General features: G+C 59.9%; 17 protein-coding genes. 7 read left to right on the forward strand and 10 right to left on the reverse strand.

The window, feature by feature from the left end:
* Positions 1-104: 104 nt before the first annotated feature.
* The 7 genes from AC1RO5_RS13745 to AC1RO5_RS13775 form a co-directional block, all read right to left on the reverse strand.
* The gene (locus AC1RO5_RS13745) at positions 105-854 is read right to left on the reverse strand and encodes an AraC family transcriptional regulator (protein ID WP_493175504.1); all 750 of its coding nucleotides are present in this window, start codon (positions 852-854) and stop codon (positions 105-107) included.
* Between the two features lie 71 nt (positions 855-925).
* A complete protein-coding gene (locus AC1RO5_RS13750; protein ID WP_493175826.1) occupies positions 926-2,179 on the reverse strand; it encodes an FAD-dependent oxidoreductase in 1,254 nt (417 codons plus the stop codon).
* Positions 2,176-2,412: a (2Fe-2S)-binding protein gene (locus AC1RO5_RS13755; protein WP_008074690.1), complete on the reverse strand. Its 237-nt coding sequence runs from the start codon at positions 2,410-2,412 to the stop codon at positions 2,176-2,178. Before AC1RO5_RS13755 ends, AC1RO5_RS13750 begins: the two co-directional genes overlap by 4 nt.
* Positions 2,405-3,520 carry an NAD(P)/FAD-dependent oxidoreductase gene (locus AC1RO5_RS13760; protein ID WP_493175506.1) on the reverse strand — a complete coding sequence of 372 codons (1,116 nt, stop codon included), beginning with the start codon at positions 3,518-3,520 and terminating at the stop codon, positions 2,405-2,407. The genes AC1RO5_RS13755 and AC1RO5_RS13760 overlap by 8 nt, the downstream gene beginning before the upstream one ends.
* The gene (locus AC1RO5_RS13765; protein ID WP_493175508.1) at positions 3,517-4,449 is read right to left on the reverse strand and encodes a 4-hydroxyproline epimerase; all 933 of its coding nucleotides are present in this window, start codon (positions 4,447-4,449) and stop codon (positions 3,517-3,519) included. The genes AC1RO5_RS13760 and AC1RO5_RS13765 overlap by 4 nt, the downstream gene beginning before the upstream one ends.
* Positions 4,450-4,563: 114 nt before the next feature.
* Positions 4,564-5,235 carry a GntR family transcriptional regulator gene (locus tag AC1RO5_RS13770; protein ID WP_007935506.1) on the reverse strand — a complete coding sequence of 224 codons (672 nt, stop codon included), beginning with the start codon at positions 5,233-5,235 and terminating at the stop codon, positions 4,564-4,566.
* A 77-nt stretch (positions 5,236-5,312) separates the two neighbouring features.
* The gene (locus AC1RO5_RS13775; protein ID WP_493175510.1) at positions 5,313-6,314 is read right to left on the reverse strand and encodes an AraC family transcriptional regulator; all 1,002 of its coding nucleotides are present in this window, start codon (positions 6,312-6,314) and stop codon (positions 5,313-5,315) included.
* 251 nt (positions 6,315-6,565) lie between these two features.
* Here AC1RO5_RS13775 and AC1RO5_RS13780 point away from each other — a divergent pair, with 251 nt between their 5' ends.
* The 6 genes from AC1RO5_RS13780 to AC1RO5_RS13805 all read left to right on the forward strand — a co-directional run bounded on the left by AC1RO5_RS13780 (position 6,566) and on the right by AC1RO5_RS13805 (position 12,127).
* Positions 6,566-7,312, forward strand: a complete 747-nt coding sequence (locus AC1RO5_RS13780; protein WP_493175512.1) for an EAL domain-containing protein — start codon at positions 6,566-6,568, stop codon at positions 7,310-7,312.
* Between the two features lie 141 nt (positions 7,313-7,453).
* Positions 7,454-7,816: a metalloregulator ArsR/SmtB family transcription factor gene (locus tag AC1RO5_RS13785; protein ID WP_493175514.1), complete on the forward strand. Its 363-nt coding sequence runs from the start codon at positions 7,454-7,456 to the stop codon at positions 7,814-7,816.
* A 47-nt stretch (positions 7,817-7,863) separates the two neighbouring features.
* Positions 7,864-8,868, forward strand: coding sequence for an ArsJ-associated glyceraldehyde-3-phosphate dehydrogenase (locus AC1RO5_RS13790; RefSeq protein WP_493175515.1), 1,005 nt, complete (start codon positions 7,864-7,866; stop codon positions 8,866-8,868).
* A 9-nt stretch (positions 8,869-8,877) separates the two neighbouring features.
* Positions 8,878-10,098, forward strand: a complete 1,221-nt coding sequence (arsJ, locus tag AC1RO5_RS13795) for an organoarsenical effux MFS transporter ArsJ (protein ID WP_493175516.1) — start codon at positions 8,878-8,880, stop codon at positions 10,096-10,098.
* A 338-nt stretch (positions 10,099-10,436) separates the two neighbouring features.
* The gene (locus AC1RO5_RS13800) at positions 10,437-11,036 is read left to right on the forward strand and encodes a trypsin-like peptidase domain-containing protein (protein ID WP_493175829.1); all 600 of its coding nucleotides are present in this window, start codon (positions 10,437-10,439) and stop codon (positions 11,034-11,036) included.
* 188 nt (positions 11,037-11,224) lie between these two features.
* A complete protein-coding gene (locus AC1RO5_RS13805) occupies positions 11,225-12,127 on the forward strand; it encodes a universal stress protein (RefSeq protein WP_493175518.1) in 903 nt (300 codons plus the stop codon).
* Here the strand turns inward: AC1RO5_RS13805 and AC1RO5_RS13810 are convergent.
* Positions 12,121-12,537, reverse strand: a complete 417-nt coding sequence (locus AC1RO5_RS13810; RefSeq protein ID WP_493175520.1) for a hypothetical protein — start codon at positions 12,535-12,537, stop codon at positions 12,121-12,123. The two genes, AC1RO5_RS13805 and AC1RO5_RS13810, sit on opposite strands and share 7 nt — an antisense overlap.
* A gap of 278 nt (positions 12,538-12,815) precedes the next feature.
* On the opposite strand from AC1RO5_RS13810, the gene AC1RO5_RS13815 reads away from it, so the two are divergent.
* Complete coding sequence (locus AC1RO5_RS13815) at positions 12,816-13,652, forward strand: undecaprenyl-diphosphate phosphatase (RefSeq protein WP_493175521.1); 837 nt, start codon at positions 12,816-12,818, stop codon at positions 13,650-13,652.
* A gap of 69 nt (positions 13,653-13,721) precedes the next feature.
* Here AC1RO5_RS13815 and rfaH read toward each other — a convergent pair whose 3' ends face one another.
* Together rfaH and AC1RO5_RS13825 are read right to left on the reverse strand one after the other, a co-directional pair.
* Entirely contained in the window at positions 13,722-14,228 is a 507-nt protein-coding gene (gene rfaH / locus AC1RO5_RS13820) for a transcription/translation regulatory transformer protein RfaH (protein ID WP_493175522.1), read from the reverse strand.
* On the reverse strand, positions 14,225-14,656 hold the full coding sequence (locus AC1RO5_RS13825; RefSeq protein ID WP_493175524.1) for a phosphomannomutase: 432 nt from the start codon (positions 14,654-14,656) through the stop codon (positions 14,225-14,227). Before AC1RO5_RS13825 ends, rfaH begins: the two co-directional genes overlap by 4 nt.
* Positions 14,657-14,675 lie beyond the last annotated feature (19 nt).

Consider the following 14,675-nt stretch of genomic DNA (forward strand, 5'->3'; position numbering starts at 1 on the left):
TGGGAATGCAGCCCGGGACGCTCCGCGTCCCACCCTCTAAAGCCGAACGCGGAGCGTCCGTTGAGGCATTCCCACGCGGAGCGTGGGAACGATCCTTATCCCGCCTAACGCTGAGTATCGCGATACTGGCTCGGTGACAAACCGGTCAACGCACGAAACTGCCGGCTAAACGCACTGTGATCGGTATAACCACAACGCAAGGCGATCTCGGTGATCGGCAGGTCGGTGTGCAGCAACAGCCGCGAACCTTCTTCCAGGCGCGCCTTGTTGATCATCTGCCGTGGCGTGAGCTGGAAGACTCGTTTGCAGTGACGCTCCAGTTGCGCCACGGAATAACCGGCGATGGCGGTCAATTCAGCGAGGCTGACGGGGCGGGCGAAGTGGCTGCGGATGTGCGCATCCACGGCGGCGAGTTTCTGGAACGCGGGGTGATTGGACTGTGGCGATTGCAGGTCGCGGGAGATCCCGGCCAGGCCCACGATGTGACCCTGTTCATCCTTCAAGGCGAGTTTGTGGGTCAGGCACCAGATCGGCTGGTTGCCGTAATACAGATGCAGCTCCAGTTGGTCGGCCAGTTCGCGGCCGCTGGACAGCACCCGCCGATCCTGTTCGGTGTACAGCGGGCCGAAGCGTTCCGGGAAGACCATTTCAGCGGTGAGCCCCAGCAGATCCTCGCGATGTTTGAAACCGCAACGTCGGGCCAGGGTCTGGTTGACGAAGGCGTAGCGGGCTTCGCGGTCCTTGATGAAAAACACCACGTCCGCCAGGGTGTCGAGCAGCGGCGCTATCGGCTGCAGGCTGTTCAGCAGCGTTGGCAGGTCGCAGGGTTTGAAGGTGCTGAGCGAGGGGTACATGGCGCTGGGGTCTGGTGGCGACCCCGGGATCATAGAGGCTCGACAGCGCGGCTGAAACCCCCGAGGGGGTTTCAGGCTGGCGGGGTGTCGTCCAGGCACATCAAGGTCTCGATTCGTGCCGGGCTGAAGGGCGGGCGGGGTGCCGAAGGTTGCCAGCCAAACAGGTGCTGCACTGCGCCACCACATACCCGGCCCTGACAGGCGCCCATGCCGCAGCGACTGGCCAGTTTGGCTTCGCGCCAGCCGGTGTGCCCGGTCAATGCGCCGTAGGGCACGTCTTCACAGCGGCAGACCAGGGTGTCGGGGCGGGCCAGGGATTTAAGTTGCGGATCGAGGGCGAAGGCCTGACTCAGTGCCTTGGCGAAACCCTGCCAGCGTGCCCGGCGTGGCCACAACCGGCGTGCCGCTTCAAGGTCACCGACCGCCGCGTGGCCCGCAATGGCACCTTCGACCAACGCCAGTTCACTGCCACCAAACCCGGTGCATTCACCCGCCGCATAATGATCGGCGCGACTGGCCTGCCAGGCATCCACGGCCAACGCCTGACCCTCGATGGCGTAACCCAGTGCCTGGCCCAATTGAATGTTCGGGATCAAGCCGAAACCACAGGCCAGCCGATCACAGGCCAGTTCGACGATTTTGCCTTGTTGTTGCAGGCGCACACCTTCCAGACGGTCAGTGCCAAGGGCGGCCAGCACATGAGTTGCGGTGCGGTAATGGCGGTCGAACAGGCTGAACGATTGCAACCATTTGCCAGCCCAGCGGGGCAGTTGCGCGGCGAAACCGGCGACGGCGGTGCGCGAGGCTTGCTCGGCGATGCGCTGGACCTGCGCGCCGTGTTTTTTCGCGGTGGCGGCACTCGCCAGTAACAGCGGGCCGCTGCCGGCGATCACCACGCGTTCACCCTGCACCGGCAGACCCGCCTTGATCAGCGCCTGCAAGCCACCGGCCCCGGTCACGCCAGGCAACGTCCAGCCGGGGAAGGGCAGCAGCAACTCGCGGGCGCCGGTGCACAGAATCAATCGGTGATAACTGATCAGCCAGCCGTCATCGTCATTTTCGACCAACAGTTGTTTCGGACCGGGACTGGCGATCACCCGAGTGCCAGCGTGGCGGCGGATGTTGCTGCAAGCCTGCAAGCGTTCACGAAGACGACGGGCCTGATCAGGCACATTGGCTTGCGGACCGTCACGCCAGATTTGCCCGCCCGGCAGCGGATTGTCGTCGAGCATGACGATGCGTGCGCCACTGGGGGCAGCGGCAAGAGCAGCGGACATGCCAGCGGGGCCGGCTCCGATGATCAGCAGATCGGCGTATTCGTTCATGGGCATGTTTGCACCTGCATGCCGTCGCGGCACAGAGTCTGGCAGGCCAGGCGTCGCCGACCGTCGATGGTCACCCGGCATTCCTGGCAAATGCCCATGCCGCACAGCGGTGCGCGGCGTTGGCCACTGACCGAAGTGCGTGTGCATCCGTCGCTGCCCAGCGCCAAGGCTGCGGCGACACTGGTGCCCTCGGCCACCTTCAAGGCGCGGCCGTCCAGCAGTAATTCAGGCATAGACAGGTTCTCCGAGGAAACGCTGGGGCAGATAGGGTTGTGCAGCCAGTGGCGGGGTTTCGTTGAACAGCTGCGCCACCAGCAAATCGGCGGTGCCGGGGGCCGTGGTGACGCCCAACCCTTCGTGCCCGACCGCCAGCCACAAGCCTTGGTGTTGTGGGTGCTGGCCAACCAGCGGCAGGCCGTCGGGGCTGGCGGCGCGAAAGCCGGTCCAGGCGCGGATGCCGTTGAGCCGGGCCAGCCCTGGCATGTACTCGGCGGCACGCTTGAGCATTTTCGCCAGCATCCAGCCTTCGACCTGCGGGTCGGTGGTGCCGAATTGCCGCGAGGCACCGATGAACAATTGCCCGGTGGGGCGCGGCTGAATATTGCAAGCGGTCGACGGCCCCGTGGCGTTGTGGGCGCTGGTGACGTAACCCAGTTCAACGAGGGTGTGGGTGACGGCGTGGGGGTAGCGGTCGGTAATTAGCAGGTGACCTTTTTTCGGCTCGATGGGCAATTCCGGGCACAGTTCGTTGGCCTGAATGCCGTTGGCCAATACCACCGCTTCGGCTCGCAACCAGTGGCCGTCATCGAGGCATACGCGATTGCCATCGACCGCACTGACCCGCGCCCGGTGCTGACGGATGTTCGGTGTGTCGAGCATCCAGCGGGCCGTCGCCGGCGCATACAGAATGCCGTCGCCATTGATCAGCAAGCCGCCTTCCAGACCCTCGCGCAGTTCCGGTTCACGCTGACGCAAAGCGCTGGCGCTGATCAATTCGCACGCCACGCCCTGGGCTTTCAGGTTCAGGTATTTGCTATGGGCGACCGCCATTTCCTCGGCGTTGGCCGCCAGCCACAGTGTGCCGTTGTTGCGGTAAGCGCAGCCGTCGGGCAGGTCCGGCGCCAGTTCGCGCCAGCGCTGCAGGGAATATTGGCTCAGGGCCAGTTCGGCCGGGTTGTCGTCGAGCACCAGCAGGTGGCCCATGCCTGCCGCCGTCGCACCGTGCAGGCCGGCGTCGAGCACCAGCACCTGCAAGCCACGACGGGCCAGCGCCTGGGCGCAGGCGGCGCCGATGATGCCGGCGCCGATCACGATCACATCGGCCACCAGGCCCTCGCTCATGGGCGAATGCCCCAAGCGAACGGGTCATCCTGTTCGATGATCAAACTGGCTTCGGCGCTGATAAAGGCACGGCCGCGAATGGTCGGCACGATGCGCTCGCCTTGCCGTTCATAAGAGCCTTCGAACTCGCTGCCGATGACACTGGCCTGGCGCCAGATCTGCCCCGGCTGCAACTTGTCGTCGGCCGCCAGGCAGGCCAGTTTGGCGCTGGTGCCGGTGCCGCACGGAGAGCGGTCATAGGCTTTGCCGGGGCATAGGACAAAGTTGCGGCTGTCGGCGTGATCGTCCTCGGCAAACAGCTCGATATGATCGATCAGCCCGCCGTCTTCGCCACGAATGCCCTGGGCTTCCAGCGCTTGCTGTACGGCGTAGGTATAAGCGGTCAGCGCGTCGAGGTTGTCGCCGGCCACCCGCAGGCCATGCTCGGCAATCAGGAAAAACCAGTTGCCGCCCCAGGCGATATCGCCGACCACCTGGCCGATGCCCGGCACCTGCAACACCAACGCCTTGCGGTAACGGTAGGCCGGCACATTGCGCACGCTCACCGAATGGTCTTCGTGCAGGGTCGCCTGCACCGTCCCCACCGGCGTCTCGATACGATGCACGCCGGGGCCGATTTTGCCCAAATGCGCCAACGACGCCACCAGGCCGATGGTGCCGTGGCCACACATGCCCAGGTAACCGGTGTTGTTGAAGAAAATCACTCCGGCACAGGCGCTCGGGTCCACAGGTGTGCAGAGCAGGGCACCCACCAGTACGTCGCTGCCTCGTGGTTCCAGCACGCAGGCCGCGCGCCATTGATCGTGATGGTCGGCCAGCAGCTTGCGCCGTTCGGCCATGCTGCCGGTGCCCAGGTCAGGAAAACCGGCGGTCACCAGGCGAGTCGGTTCGCCGCCGGTGTGGGAGTCGATCACGGTGATGCGTTTCATGGGAGGGCCACGTCCGTTCAGATGAGTGAACGCAAGAGTGGCCTGTGCGGCGCGGTGCCGGCTTGATGGATTTATCCTGTGCCGATGACGAAATCGGCACAGCATCCTGAACCGTCAGTGGGCGTGGGGCAGGTGCTCGAACAGGGTTTTGCAGACCCCGGCAATGTGCTCGTCCAACAGCTTCACCGCCAACTCCACATCGCCTGCACGACAGGCCGCGAGGATTTCACGGTGTTCGTGATCAGCGCGTTCCTTGCCGGCCGACAGGCTCATCTGCATGCGTAAATAGCGCTCCAGCTTGTCGTTGACCGAACGAATCAGGCTGACCAGAAACGGCCGTTGTGCCGGTTCGTAGAGGCAGGCATGCAGCTCCCAATTGAGCTCGGCCCAGCGGCCCACGTCGTCCTCGCCGATGAACTCCTGACAGATACGCTCGGCACGGGCGAAGGTTTCTTCGGTCATGTTGGGAATGGCCAGGCGCAGTATTTTGTCTTCCAGCAACATGCGCACTTCGAACATCTGCGCCAGCTCGGCATCGGAAACCCGTGTGACCATCGCCCCGCGATTGCGCTGGAACATCACCAGCCCTTCGGCCTCCAGCCGCTTGAGGGCCTCGCGCACCGGAATCTTGCTGACGTTGAACTGGCGAGCAATGTCGTCCTGGCGAATCGGCTCATCTTCGGCGAAATGCCCGGCGACGATCGCGTCGCGCAGATGACGGGTGATGATTTCCGAGGTCGAAGGCGTATTGCCAAGGTCGGGAGCGTTGAGTTTGGGTAGGTTCACGGCGGCGATCGTTTGGAGTGAGATAGCGATATGGTATACGAAATCCTTTCGCTGATCTTCCTTGGGCCGTATGAACCTCAGGACTCTTCGCGATAGCGCCCTGGGGTCATGCCGAACCAGCGCAGGCAGGCTTTATGAAAGCTGCTCTGATCGCGAAAACCCAGCAACGCGCCGATGTACTTTACGCTGCGCACCGAGTTGCGCAGGAAGTTGTGCGCGAGCATCAGCCGCGCCTCATCCTGCAACGCGGAGAAGTGCATGTCTTCATTGCTCAGGCGCCGTTGCAGGCTGCGCGCGCTGACCCCGACCACCTGGGCGATTTTGTCGAGGTCGCTGGGCATGCCTTGGGCCAAGCGTTCGGACAGCACGCGCCGAACCCGCGCGGTCATCGAGTCGTTGAGCAGCACGTTCAAACGCGCGCGAGCGTACTCGACATGCAAGACATCCAGTGCCGGATCGGCGGTGGGCAAGGCAATTGAGCAGTCGTCGATGCTGAACGACAGGCTGTTGTACGGTGCACCGAACAGCAGGTTGCTGCCCAGCAAGTGTTCCAGCCGGGTGGTGTCCGCAGGTTCGGGGTAGGTAAAGGTCGCTGCCAGGGGATGGGGTTTGTGCTTGGGCAACAGCCAGTGGACCAGCCCCAGGGTTTGCGCGGCACCCGCGTCGATGAACGGGCGGGGCGTCAGCGACGGCTCCATGCTGATGTCGAAACCGATCAGCCTCAGCGCCCGGGGTTTGCGTTCCAGGCACATGCAAAAGCCATTGCTGATCAGTGAGTGATAGTCCACCAGGCGTTGCAGGGCAGTGCCCAGCGTGGCGCAGGACATCATGGCATAACCGAGCACCTCCAGATTGGAAGGGTGCGCCCGGGAATAGGCCAGCAGGCCGATGTCCGGATTACCGGTACGCTTTACCGCTTCTTCCATCACCTTATAGACCAGCTCCAGCCCGACACCCTTGGGGTTTGCAAAGACCTCTTCGCTGCTGTCGAACTGCTTGAGCAAGGCTTCTACGTTTGCACCTCCGTCGGTCAAGACATCGGCAAGCACCCGAAAACTGGCGCTAGTCATTTTGTGCATAGTTCTTCCTGGACTGATAGCTAAGTGATATCGCGCAAGCCGGCGCATGATCGCAATAAACAAATGAGCACAGTCGATTAACGGCACAACCACGTTTCCAAGGACAAACGAAAGGTATCCGGGAACACTTCCTGACGGCATGAGGCGAGGGGATTATGGCCGGCAGTCAACCCTTTGCAGTTGCAGGAGCGCCCGCTCGGCGGCGTTACACTCAGCCGGCGGCAGACTGCTGCTTTGTCCACGGATGTGTCATGCACAGAGTCAGAAGCTTTTACAGTGAGTTGGCGCTCGGCCGATTGGTGTTGGCGTTTCAGCCGGTGGTCTGGTTACCCGACAGCAACCTGGTGCTGTATCAGGAAGGGTTGTTGCGGCATGTCGATGCGCTGGGGGAAGGGGTCTATCCCTTTGCGATGCTGGAGAAACACCAACTGATGCGTGAACTCGACCGCAGCGTGGTGCATGGCGTGATCGACAGCTTGCTGCTGGACGAACACCTGCGGCTGGGCTGCAACATCTCCGCGCAAAGCGCCATCGTCGACCACTACTGGCGGGAGATCATCGCGCAGTTGCGTGACGCCCCCTCGGTGGCCGCGCGACTGGTGATTGAAATCACCGAAAGCGCGACACCGCCCAGTATGTTGGCGGCGATCGAGTTCGTCCTGTGCTTGCGCGAACTTGGTTGCCGGGTGGCTATCGACGACTTTGGCGCGGGCCTCGGCACCCTGGAATTCATCCGCCAGACCCGACCGGACATCGTCAAGATCGATCAGGGTTACCTGCAGCGTGCACGCCTGGAGACCAACAACGCTCAGACCCTTGGCCACCTGGTGCAGCTGTGCAAGACCCTGGTGCCGTGCGTGATTATCGAAGGGATTGAGTCCGAAGCCGACCGCGCGCTTGTCACCGCCTGCGGTAGCGAGTGGGGGCAAGGTTATCTATTCGGCCGTCCGCAGATTGATGTGTTGAGCGCGCGGTGCCTGCTGCAACCTCTATCGTGATGGAGAGGGGGCGGGCGGTCTGGCGCTTATGAAGATTGACCGCTGGCGCTTTACCGCACATACGGAAAAACATATATTCGGTAAAGCGCATATAAGCTGATGCTCCACTGTGACGCACAGCCCAAACCAGCGAGAACCGAAATGTCTGCCCCTCTGACGCCGACCACCGTTTTCAAATGCCTGGCTGACGACAACCGCGTCCGCATGATGCTGCTCATCGCCCGTGAGGGAGAGTTATGTGTCTGCGAGCTGACCTGCGCGTTGAACGAGAGCCAGCCGAAAATCTCCAGGCACCTGGCGCAGTTGCGCACCTGCGGATTGCTGGTGGACCGTCGGCAAGGTCAATGGGTTTACTACCGATTGCACCCGACTCTTCCTGACTGGGTGAATCAGATGCTGATCGTGGCGCTTCAAGCCAACACGCACTGGTTGAGCCCCGATGCCAAACGCCTCGAACAAATGGGTGACCGTCCTGAACGGGCAGCCGCCTGCTGTCCGGCTTGATGATTGCCAAAGCACCCTCCCTGACAACCGCTACAGAGCACCTCAACATGACTATCAAAGTGGGCATCAATGGTTTTGGCCGCATCGGTCGTCTCGCCATGCGCGCCGCCTGGCACTGGCCGGAGTTTGAGTTCGTGCAGATCAACGACCCGGCAGGCGACGCGGCGACGCATGCGCATTTGCTGAACTTCGATTCGGTGCATGGTCGCTGGAATGATCAAGCAAGCGCCGAAGGTAATTGCATTGTCATCGACGGCAAGCGCATCAAGGTCACCACCAACAAGGCAATTTCCGATACCGATTGGTCGGGCTGTGATCTGGTGATTGAAGCCAGCGGCAAGATGAAGACTGTTGCGATGCTTCAGGCGTACCTCGACCAGGGCGTCAAGCGCGTAGTGGTCAGCGCTCCGGTGAAAGAAGAGGGCGCGCTGAACATCGTCATGGGCGTCAACCATCAACTGTTCAATCCGGCGGAACATCGCATCGTCACCGCCGCGTCGTGCACCACCAATTGCCTCGCGCCAGTGGTCAAGGTAATCCATGAAGCGCTGGGCATTCGCCACGGCTCGATCACCACCATCCACGACTTGACCAACACCCAAAGCATTCTCGACCAACCCCACAAGGATCTGCGCCGGGCGCGGGCTTCGGGCATGAGCCTGATCCCGACCAGCACTGGTTCGGCCACCGCCATCGCGGAAATTTTCCCTGAGCTGCGCGGGCGTCTGAACGGTCACGCCGTGCGCGTACCGTTGGCCAATGCTTCGCTGACTGATTGTGTGTTCGAGGTCGAGCGCGTCACCACAGTTGAAGAAGTGAATCGGTTTCTCAAGGACGCGTCTGAAAACGAACTCAAAGGCATTCTCGGTTTCGAGGAGCGTCCGCTGGTGTCCATCGACTACCGCACCGACCCGCGTTCATCGATCATCGATGCGCTGTCGACCCTGGTCATCAACGGCACCCAGGTCAAACTCTATGCCTGGTACGACAACGAATGGGCTTACGCGAACCGCACCGTCGAATTGGCCAGGATGGTCGGTCTGGCCGTTTAAGGAACGTTGATGAAAGCCTTGTCAGCCCTCGCGCCGTCAGTGCGGCAATACCTGCTTGTTACGGGCAATTACTGGGCCTTTACCCTCACCGACGGTGCCTTGCGCATGTTGGTGGTGCTGCACTTTCACGGGTTGGGCTACAGCCCGTTGCAAATCGCGGCGTTGTTCTTGTTCTACGAACTCTTTGGCGTGATCACCAACCTGCTGGGCGGTTATCTCGGCGCGCGACTGGGGCTGAACCGGACCATGAACATCGGGCTGGGGATGCAGGTGGTGGCGCTGTTGATGCTGACGGTGCCAGTCACCTGGCTGACGATCCCTTGGGTGATGGGGGCGCAAGCACTGTCGGGGATCGCCAAAGACCTGAACAAGATGAGCGCCAAAAGCTCGATCAAACTTCTGGTGCCTGACGGGCAACAGGGCACGCTTTATCAATGGATAGCCATCCTCACCGGCTCGAAGAATGCCCTCAAGGGCGTCGGTTTCTTTCTCGGCGGGGCATTGCTCGCCCTGATCGGTTTCAGAGGGGCGCTGCTGGCCATGGCAGGCGTTCTTTCGCTGATCTGGCTCGGCAGCTTGATCCTGTTGAAAAAGGACCTGGGCAAGGCGAAAGCCAAGCCAAGGTTTCGCGACATCCTCTCCAAGAGCCGGGCCATCAACATCTTGTCGGCGGCACGGATGTTCCTGTTCGGTGCCCGCGATGTCTGGTTCGTCGTGGCTTTACCGGTGTACCTGAGTAGCGTGTTTGGCTGGGACTTCTGGAAGGTCGGTGGATTCCTGGCGGCCTGGGTGATCGGCTACGGCATCGTGCAATCGCTCGCGCCGCGGATCACCGGCAAGCAACGAGGGCATGTCCCGGATGGCCGCGCGGCGTTTCTTTGGGCGGTTGCCTTGGCAGGCCTGCCCGCGGTAATCGCGCTGGGGCTGAACTCCGGATTGTCGCCACAGTGGGTGCTGTTGGGCGGACTGATGGTCTTTGGTGCGTTGTTCGCGGTGAATTCCTCGCTGCACAGCTACCTGATCGTGTCCTACGCCAAGGAAGACGGCGTATCGCTGGATGTGGGCTTTTACTACATGTCCAACGCCATGGGACGGCTGATCGGCACCGTGCTCTCCGGTTGGGTTTTTCAGGTCTTCGGGCTAGAAGCGTGTTTATGGATATCCAGTGCATTTGTTATTTTCGCGGCACTGATTTCTGTTAGGTTGCCGAGGCACTCCAAAGTGCTCTAAATCGCTCTAAAAGTGCTGTTTTACGCGTTTTACACTTATTAAGTGCAACTTCCATTTATATTTATTTTGGCGTGTGTGACATTTTTCAGGCGCCAAATATTTGAAGTTTTTTATATGTAACGAAAAGCGATTGTTCTTAGCGCAATTAATTCATACACACACTTACAACCTAAGCCATACATTACCCACCAGAACAGGCAGCGAGGAAGAAATACAACAATCCCATCACTAAAGAAATGACACAACAAAAACTAAAACCTCCTTATAAGTCGGTGAACATCATGATTAAAATCATGGCCTACTTTTTAATAGGAGCTGGTATTGCAGGATGCAACGGTATGGTAAAACCCGACGTGTCGGGACCTGCCAATGATTCATATTTCTCAGTCTTCTCGGGCTTTCCCTTGCCCTGGCTGTACACAGCCTCGGCGGTGCAATGGAACGAGGACTACGCCGTCACCACCCGCCACACCCCCCTCATCCGCAACGTGATATACAGCTGCAGCACCGGCTGCGACCTGGTCTTCATCAAGCACAAGGCCGACGGCCATTATCCGTCATGGCGCGCACCGCGCGTGGGTGAGCACATCACTGCCGTGGGGACGAGCCCGTATATGACAACGGTCAGCGGGCAAGGCAAGGTGTATCCGGCGCCTTTCATCAACAGTGATGAAGGCAGCGGCGAACGCTATGCCATCCATGATGCCCCGATGATCAAGGGTATGTCGGGTGGGCCCGTTATCGCCAATGACGGCAGCATTGTCGGTATTAATGTCGGATTTTTCTCCACCACACTTCACGATGTGAGTTTTCACCCTGGGGTAAAGGGCGCTGAGCGGATCAGTATCTTTATTCCTTACTCGATCATTCAGCGTGAGTGGGGGCTGATGCAGGCACAGCTTAACGATTCGCACGGCACGAAATACGCGCAGAAGTAGCGTTGGGTCATCACCGAATCCGGAACATCGGATTCGGTGTGACGTGGCACGTTTATCACTCGCTTATTGAATCCAGGCGTATATTGATAGTGTCGATCCCGTTAGTTGAGGCGATAGCCAATCGTCGGTGGTGTGACAGACGAGAGCGTTGGGGGAGTTAGATATCCCGGAACGTTTGGAGGTGTTACATGAGCCAATATCAACGACTCTTTCTGATAGCCGGCCCAGCCATGCGTCACACTCCGGCGTTGGAGCGAGCTGTCGCCATTGCTGAAGCCACTGGCGCAGCGCTGCACGTCACGGTGTTTATCGAAGACTCTCACCTTTTGGGTTTGATGAGCGCCGGTGCGCGGTTTCGTGAGGCCTGTGAGCAAGAGAACGAAAAGTGGCTGAAGGATGAAGCAGATCTGATACGCGGGCGCGGAGTCACGGTGAGCACCGAAGTGCTTGTAACGCGCCACGCGTTGCAAGAGATCCTTCGGCATGTGGCAGAAATGCAGCCGGATCTGGTGATCAAGGATGTGCAGCACGAGTCTGCACTCAAGCGTGTTTTCGTTACGCCTCTGGATTGGCACCTGTTGCGCGAATGTCCGGTGCCTGTGCATCTGGTCAGTGAAGTCAGGTGTCCGCTGCCGCGGGTGATCGTGGCAGCGGTCGATCCGTCGCAACCCGAGACGCAGATCACCGGCATCAACGACCGCATCATCCAGGCAGCGAACGGATTGGCCATGCAATGCAACGCAGAACTGCATCTGCTGCATGCCTATGATCTGTCGCTGACACATATATCCGACGCAGGTGCGGGGGCGGTGACGATGCCAGGCTTCAACACTGACGTGCGCAAGTCTCTGCATAAGTCATTTATCGCATTGGCCGACCACTACGGCGTGCCCACCGAGCGACAACACTTCGTTGCGGGGCCGCCCGGCAAAGCGCTGGCTGACTTTGCCGCGCATCACCGGGCCGATGTGATCGTCATGGGCAATGCGCATCGCAAGGGGTTGGGCAAGTGGGTGGGCAGTACGACGGAGCATGTTCTGTATCGAGTGCCCTGCAACATCTTCGCGGTCACGGGGCCAGCGGATCAGTGAATGAATCCGTTATCAAATGACTCGGAAAGGGTGTCTCGGCGGCTGGGGCGGGATTTTTTGAGGGCTCGTTCCGAGATATCCCGGTAGGTATCGCTATCGGTTGCCGCCAGGAGCTTGCCGCCGCCCTTCAGGGTGGCCATGAAGGTCACCTCGGTGCTCTTGCCGGCCAGCAGATAGCCGGCGATGGCTCCGACCGGACCCAGCAACATAGCGCCCGCAATGCCAAAGCCGATGGCGCTCGTTAGATTTTTACTGGAGTCCGTGCTCTGGACCGTCAGATCCTTAAGTTCCGAGACGGAGAAACTCTTCCCCTGTCGTGGTTTAAGGGCTGTTTTGAGCGTGATGGTTCCCGAGTGATACTCCCCATCGCACTGCGGGAAATCACCGGCGAGCACTATGATCTTTGCCATGTGGAGTGTTCTCTCTGGGCGATCATTTTTTGGGGTAGACATTGCGCGCGTCCAAACTCAAAACGTCAACGAGCTGACGATGAGTGGTGAGTCCTCCAGTCATGAACGCAAAGCGTAGCAGGCGGACGGAGTCGTAGAAGTGGTCATCGCCCTGGTCATGGTCGTTTTATAACGTTTGGCTCAAGCCGGTGGATAATGCGTTTTAATTCTCCGTTGATCCGACAGCTGCTCGGAATCAACAACAGACCTTTCAGCCGAAAGGGGTTAACGGGGGATTAATGGACTTCTGGACCACCACGCAAGTATCGATTCTAGGGCTGGTTGAAGGACTCACAGAGTTTTTGCCGATCTCCAGTACGGGGCACCAGATTATTGCCGCGGACTTGCTCGACTTTGGCGGTGAGCGAGCCATGGCGTTCAATATCATTATTCAGTTGGGAGCAATTCTGGCGGTCGTCTGGGAGTTTCGTCGCAAGATTCTGGACATCACCACGGGTTTGCCGACCCAGCGTAATGCGCAACGTTTCACTCTGAATTTGCTGATCGGTTTCTTGCCGGCGGTGGTCCTGGGTGTGATGTTCGCCGACAAAATCCATCAGTATCTGTTCAACCCGATCACCGTGGCCGTGGCGCTGGTGATTGGCGGGATCATTATGTTGTGGGCCGAACAACGCGAGCATGTGGTGGTGATCGATCACGTGGACGAGATGCGCTGGACCGATGCCTTGAAAGTCGGTTGCGCGCAATGCCTGGCGATGATTCCCGGCACTTCGCGCTCGGGATCGACGATTATCGGCGGGTTGCTGTTTGGCCTGTCACGCAAGACGGCCACCGAGTTTTCGTTCTTCCTGGCGATGCCGACAATGGTGGGTGCCGCGGTGTACTCGGGCTATAAGTATCGCGATCTGTTCCAGGCCGCAGACTTGCCGGTGTTTGCCCTAGGGTTTGTCGCCGCTTTCGTCTTTGCGATGATTGCCGTGCGCGGTTTGCTCAAGTTCATCGCCAACCATAGTTATGCGGTGTTTGCCTGGTACCGGATCGCCTTCGGTTTACTGATTCTGGCGACGTGGTTTTTGGGTTGGATCGACTGGAATCACCTCTCGGAAGGGGCGTAGGTTTTCCTGTGTTGATAAAAAACGCCGCTTGTTGTTGAGCGGCGTTTTTGTGTGAGCATCTAAAAGAATCTAAAGCTTGTTGACCCGCGCCAGTGGCAGGCTGATTTGCTGTTCACGCTGCAGGAAATTCATCATCAGCAGCACCCGTTCCTCGCCGTCCATGGCCAGGAACACCGCTTCGAGATCGCAGAACGGGCCTTCAGTGATACGCACTGCATCTCCGTGTTTCAACAGCGTGGTCACGATCGCCTGGCTGTCCCGCTCCTGGAGCTCGTCGATCAGCGCATCGCGGATCGGCAGTGGCTGACCGCCGAACCCGACGACCCGCGAAACGCCGCGGGTCGAGCGCAGTGGACCCCAGCTATCCTGAAGGCTCAGTTGAATAAACAGGTAGCCCGGAAACAGCGACTCGCTGATCACTCGACGTTGCCCGCGCAACATGCGCTCACGTCTGTAGGTCTTGCGAAAGCAGGCATAGCCTTGGCGCTGCAAATGTTCTTCGGCGCGCTCATCTTGTTTGGGCTTGCACTGGACCAGGTACCAGGCTTTGGTGGCGTGTTCTGCAATCGCGTTCATTCAAATGCCCTCCCTGCATCGATCTGCTCCAGCAGTTCGGCGGTTTTGCGCTGCAGGAGCGAGCTGTCGCCCCGACTTTCCACGGTCAGGCAAGCTACGCAACCCTCGCCCGAGAGGCGCAAGCTGAAGCGCCAGTCGGCAAAGACCAGGTTCAGCCCGCTGCTCTCGTTGAGGTCGAGGGCATCGCGGGCGTAACGCTGCTTGATGCTCGCCAGCAGCGCCGGACCATCCTTGACTTGGCGGCGGATCTCCCCGGAGGAGGGAAACGCGCCGATGCGTTCCACCAGTAGTACCGGTGGTTTTCGCACTCGGGGGAAAATCAGTTCCGACGCATAGGCGCGCACGATGCGGTACGCGAGGTTGTGCTTAAGGTCAGCGCTATACGGGTGGCAACTGTCATCTGCCTTGAAACCGCTCAACGTATTCATAGAGGCTTCGTCCATAAGG

Source organism: Pseudomonas sp. GW822-FHT02G04, from assembly GCF_058802085.1.

Excerpts from the sequence above, each read along its gene's own strand:
- AC1RO5_RS13750 (WP_493175826.1), bottom strand. The coding sequence starts at position 2,179 with ATGAACGAATACGCCGATCTGCTGATCATCGGAGCCGGCCCCGCTGGC.
- AC1RO5_RS13765 (WP_493175508.1), bottom strand. The coding sequence starts at position 4,449 with ATGAAACGCATCACCGTGATCGACTCCCACACCGGCGGCGAACCGACT.
- AC1RO5_RS13825 (WP_493175524.1), bottom strand. The coding sequence starts at position 14,656 with ATGAATACGTTGAGCGGTTTCAAGGCAGATGACAGTTGCCACCCGTAT.
- AC1RO5_RS13805 (WP_493175518.1), top strand. The coding sequence starts at position 11,225 with ATGAGCCAATATCAACGACTCTTTCTGATAGCCGGCCCAGCCATGCGT.
- rfaH (WP_493175522.1), bottom strand. The coding sequence starts at position 14,228 with ATGAACGCGATTGCAGAACACGCCACCAAAGCCTGGTACCTGGTCCAG.
- AC1RO5_RS13810 (WP_493175520.1), bottom strand. The coding sequence starts at position 12,537 with ATGGCAAAGATCATAGTGCTCGCCGGTGATTTCCCGCAGTGCGATGGG.
- AC1RO5_RS13755 (WP_008074690.1), bottom strand. The coding sequence starts at position 2,412 with ATGCCTGAATTACTGCTGGACGGCCGCGCCTTGAAGGTGGCCGAGGGC.
- arsJ (WP_493175516.1), top strand. The coding sequence starts at position 8,878 with ATGAAAGCCTTGTCAGCCCTCGCGCCGTCAGTGCGGCAATACCTGCTT.
- AC1RO5_RS13775 (WP_493175510.1), bottom strand. The coding sequence starts at position 6,314 with ATGCACAAAATGACTAGCGCCAGTTTTCGGGTGCTTGCCGATGTCTTG.
- AC1RO5_RS13785 (WP_493175514.1), top strand. The coding sequence starts at position 7,454 with ATGTCTGCCCCTCTGACGCCGACCACCGTTTTCAAATGCCTGGCTGAC.
- AC1RO5_RS13815 (WP_493175521.1), top strand. The coding sequence starts at position 12,816 with ATGGACTTCTGGACCACCACGCAAGTATCGATTCTAGGGCTGGTTGAA.
- AC1RO5_RS13745 (WP_493175504.1), bottom strand. The coding sequence starts at position 854 with ATGTACCCCTCGCTCAGCACCTTCAAACCCTGCGACCTGCCAACGCTG.
- AC1RO5_RS13800 (WP_493175829.1), top strand. The coding sequence starts at position 10,437 with ATGGTAAAACCCGACGTGTCGGGACCTGCCAATGATTCATATTTCTCA.
- AC1RO5_RS13780 (WP_493175512.1), top strand. The coding sequence starts at position 6,566 with ATGCACAGAGTCAGAAGCTTTTACAGTGAGTTGGCGCTCGGCCGATTG.
- AC1RO5_RS13790 (WP_493175515.1), top strand. The coding sequence starts at position 7,864 with ATGACTATCAAAGTGGGCATCAATGGTTTTGGCCGCATCGGTCGTCTC.
- AC1RO5_RS13760 (WP_493175506.1), bottom strand. The coding sequence starts at position 3,520 with ATGAGCGAGGGCCTGGTGGCCGATGTGATCGTGATCGGCGCCGGCATC.